Genomic DNA, 4,355 nt, shown 5'->3' on the forward strand with positions numbered 1-4,355 from the left:
TGGCTGCACGGGAGGTCTAGGCATCAGACCTCTCAATACCCTAGAGATTTCAGGCAAAGACTTCTATGCAGGTAAAGTTGAAGCAATAGCACTCACCACTGTAGGCAGTAACTCTACGCTTGATGCTAGCAAAGTAACAGGAACGACTTTTATTGATGATTTCTTTATTCGTTCAGGAACTCTGTTAGCAAGTAATTTCCATATCAATAACTTCACAGTATGGAAAGCAAATGCTAACTTTGTGAGTTCTGTGCATCCCACTGCTGGGAGCGGCTATAGTGCCATAGAATCTCACATTGGCAAAAGCTTCATTAACTATCTCTCACTAGAGATTGGCACAAGCCACACTGTAGATAATGCAGCATTATGGTTTAGACAAGGTGGGGATATTTTGAATTATAATCTCATTGAGGCGAGGGCTACTTCCTATGCAAATATGAGTAACATTGATTTTGTCAATGTCAATACACTCAATACCACAGAGGCAAGACTCTATCTGAAAAATGCCATCTTTAATACCATTACCAATAAAAAGGGACAAACCATTATTGCGCCTGATACTATTATTGAAGCAAATGCCCTCAATATCAACACACTCTTGCATTTAAAAAATGGCAGTAAGCATGGTGGAATTCTTAACATTACCCTACATGGCAATGAAGAGGTGAATCAAGACTTCAGCAAGTATCTGAATGTAGAGGTAGATTCTGCTACACTGCAAGGCATGAGTAAAGAGGAAATGCAAAAGCTTATTACAGAGAGTGAAGCTAACTCTCAAGCCAATGGCACTGCTATCCAAAAATCTGATTATCACAATGCAAGCGGGACTTATATCAGCACAAATGATGACAGACATTATCTTCTCTTACCTGATATTATGACAAATGAGCATATCACCAATAACACGACACAAGTCATCAATGGAGGTAATGTGCTGATTGAACAAACAGGATTGAAAAAAGGCACTTTAAGAAACTATGGCACAATCCTCTTAGATTCAGGATTTGTAACCGGAAACAAACCTGTTTTGACACTCAAAGGCAATCTTGATAACTATCACACCATTGACATAGGTGCAGCCGCAAACATCAATATGACAGGTGATTTTACCAACTTTGGTAAGCTGATTTTCAGAATCCAAGCTCACCCCAAAGATGCAAACCAAACTGAAGTGATGAATGGGCAACTCAATATTGCAGGCAATACAACCTTTGACATCTCTATGGGAACACCCGGTGCATTCCAAGCAGATATTGCAGATTCCAAAAGCTTGACCAACCTTAAGCTTGCCACAGCTAATACTTCGGCAAGCTCTGATTCCTCTACTTATAAGCTCATCAATGTAACCAATGGTGCTATCAACTATACTTACACACAAGGTGATTACACCACGACCTTTAATGCTACAACCCATAATAACACACAAGTCTATAATATCTCCACAGAGAATAATACGCAAGAATGCACCCATTCAAATTGTGTGATAACACATGCTGATGGCACAACCCAACAAGAAACCTTTTTCACAACAAATCACGCCAATAATCCATGGGATATGGATAAGGCAAATGTAGATTCTGCCACAGGTAATCGCATAGAAAACCCTGTAGGTAGCTATGACAATCTAGGCAATCTTATCCAAAAGCCTAGTCAGTCTGATAAGCAAGCAGCTTGCGATAGCACCCAGCCTGATTCTTATTGTGGCTTTGGCAGCAATAAGAATGTTAGTGAAGCAGAAAGAGGCTATAACTATGCGCAAGAGAGAATGAAGAGCAGCTTTGCAGTTACCTATAAGGGCAGCAGCATTGATGGCAAATATTTGCAAGTAGAGAGAGTGGTAACAGATAGCATGATTGGCTTTCGTGTGATGAGAAAAGACTTAGGCAACTTTAGTGAAGGCAAGGCTGAAACCCCTCTATGCACTGCACAATCAAGTAGCTTTGATTGCGCCTTATATATGGAAGCAGGAGGCAATAATTCTTGGATTAATGCCATTAAAAGAGAGAGTGCTAATAGCTATGAGATTCTAAAAGACCTTTTTTATAATCAGGATTCTTCCTTATTGTTCTTGATTAATCTTGACCAAACCCTAGCAGCTTCAAGGAATCTTGATTATTTTCTTGAAATAGGGAGAACACTTGATAGCACCTTTGAGCATGTTTCAGATTTGCGCTCTAAAAGCTCCACACTCAATACCCTCTCTTTAGCAATGGAGAGTTCAAGAGTGAATCGACTCACAAAGGTTTCTGCTATCCATGGAGTAGGTATTCCTATATCCAATCAAGAAGAAATCTTAGCTTTTAAAACCTACCAGAAAAATTTAGAGCAAGCCTTAATCATTGCCAATAAAATCAAAGAAGCCAATCAAGCAAGAAAGTTAGCATTTGAAGAAGAACAAAAGTCTTTGGATACAGCTTTCTTAATCTCTCAAGATTCTGTGCATGACACAAACAAGAGCAAGGAAACTAATACCCATAGCAATCCTATCAATGCCAATGCCTATGATTCTGAACAGGCACATTCTTATGAAGTCTCATCTTTGATGCCTTCTTATCCCACTCATCTCTACACAGCAAATTCCCCTTTCTCAGAATCTCCCAATGACTCTGGCATTACTCTCTTTAGCACTCCTCATTCATTACAGGCGTTTGTAACTCAAGCAGCATACACACCACTTTCTCATGCAGCCATAATGAGAAATCAAACAAGAGGTTTTGAGCAAGCTGAGAATAAGACCTCACAAGGAGAAAACCCCACCCCTAATCATGCTCAAACTCTTGCGCAATCAGAGTCATCTGATAATGTCCATACACGCACCTTACGCGAACACAGTATGAATTCAGATTCTATGGCAATTGCAATGGAGCGTGTGTGGTTTGAGAATCTTGAAGATTTAGTTACGCATTTTAATCAGAGAGAGCAATATCCCAATAATGCTTGGGTTAATGTTTTAGGCAATCTTAATTTCTCTACTTCTGGCAGTGCTCAACTCTATGGCTTGAATGCGGGCTATGATTATTTCATCAACAAGATTCATACTGCAATTGGTGGTTATATGGGCTATGGCTATGGAATCTTTAAAGGCAATAATAATGGCTTTATTTCTAACACTTCAAACAATATCTTTGCAGGATTATATTCTAGGACATTTATCGCTAATCATGAGATTGACATAACGATTAATTCTGCCTTTGGCTTTGTCAATGAAGAGCTTAACTCAGGTGTGCCAAATATGGAATTACTGGATCTGTTTAGTCAAAAGTATGGCTATGATATTGCTAGTTTGGAATCAAGCGTTAGCTATGGCTATGCCTTTAACCTTACAAAAGGCTATATTATCAAGCCTTTTGCAGGCGTTAGCTATTATTTCTTGCACTCTAGTAACATTAATCATGATAGTGCCGTTACAAGTAATTTCTTGATGAACACTCATAATAATGCAAGACAGGCATTGGGCGTTATTGCAGGATTAGAGGGCAGAAAATATTGGGCTAATCAAAGCTATGTATTCCTCTTAGGACAATTCAAACAAGATGTCGTAGTCTTACAGAATAATCTGGATAATACAGGGCATGCAACAACACAAGCAGGGATAACAAATGCTGGCAGTGATGCAGGAAGTATAGGAGTACAAAATGCCCTAAGCTTTCATTATGCAAAAGATGCTTTGCAATCCTTGTTATTCATTGCTGGAGGAGGTGAATATGCCTTAGGTAGATTCTATCTTAATGGTAGCATTAGCCTTCAGAACACTGTGTTTGAAAAGAATTTTGGTGTGGGATTGAATCTAGGAGCTAGAGTAGTGTTTTAATAGAGTAAGCAAGCTTGAAAGACTAAGAAAGGTGTTTCACCTAAGTGCAAACCTATAATCAATTCTTGAAGCCTCAAACCTTGAAGCCTAGAAACTCTTAACATGCTTGTATTCTTGAAGCAAGCACAAAAAGATTCTATAAAATCCAGACAATAAGCTAAGAGTTGATAGACTGCTTATAACTACCTTGACATGCTTGTATTCTTGAGATTGTAATTGATGAGAACTTTGCAAAGAGATTGCTTGAGGTTGTGATAACAATTTCAGTGAGATTCAATGCCATAAACAGAATCTCTTTGTCATATCACAATGCCAAATATTAAATCTTGCATTCATGAGACATCATGAATAGACAAAGCAAGGAAAAGCAATATCTTTTTTCTCATTTTGTTATGATTGGTTGTTCTTATATTCTTAGCATAGAGAAATAGAGTGATAAAGTTCCCTTAATCAGTGTAACTTTTATAAGATAGAGATTCTTTATCAAACATAGATTCTTTACTGCATGAATACTTTGATAATGTAGTCTAATTGCTAGATGTAT

General features: G+C 38.2%; 1 protein-coding gene. It reads left to right on the forward strand.

The window, feature by feature from the left end:
* Positions 1 to 3,811, forward strand: a 3,811-nt coding sequence (locus CQA44_RS11300; RefSeq protein WP_115547322.1) for an autotransporter outer membrane beta-barrel domain-containing protein, incomplete at its 5' end; no start/stop codon positions are given.
* Between the last annotated feature and the right edge of the window lie 544 nt (positions 3,812 to 4,355).

The organism is Helicobacter sp. MIT 14-3879, from assembly GCF_003364125.1.